At 53.2% G+C, this 346-nt stretch carries 3 tRNA genes; all 3 read left to right on the top strand.

From position 1 onward, the window contains the following. The first annotated feature begins 4 nt into the window (after positions 1-4). Positions 5-80, top strand: a tRNA-Val gene (locus BEG40_RS21610). Positions 81-84: 4 nt separating this feature from the next. Continuing rightward, positions 85-160, top strand: a tRNA-Lys gene (locus tag BEG40_RS21605). Positions 161-211: 51 nt separating this feature from the next. Further along, a tRNA-Val gene (locus tag BEG40_RS21600) sits at positions 212-287 on the top strand. Positions 288-346: the final 59 nt, after the last annotated feature.

Raw genomic sequence — 346 nt, 5'->3', positions numbered from 1 at the left:
TATCGGGTGATTAGCTCAGCTGGGAGAGCACCTCCCTTACAAGGAGGGGGTCGGCGGTTCGATCCCGTCATCACCCACCACTTCGGGTCGTTAGCTCAGTTGGTAGAGCAGTTGACTTTTAATCAATTGGTCGCAGGTTCGAATCCTGCACGACCCACCACTAATTACGGTGGGTTAGGTGGAAGTAGTTTGTAGTATCCAGCGCAATATCGGGTGATTAGCTCAGCTGGGAGAGCACCTCCCTTACAAGGAGGGGGTCGGCGGTTCGATCCCGTCATCACCCACCACTTCGGGTCGTTAGCTCAGTTGGTAGAGCAGTTGACTTTTAATCAATTGGTCGCAGGTT

The sequence above is a fragment of the Escherichia sp. MOD1-EC5495 genome (assembly GCF_002965965.1).
GTDB lineage: Bacteria > Pseudomonadota > Gammaproteobacteria > Enterobacterales > Enterobacteriaceae > Escherichia > Escherichia ruysiae.
The sequence above is the reverse complement of the archived record's forward strand: the minus strand, read 5'-3'. Positions and strand labels throughout refer to the sequence as shown.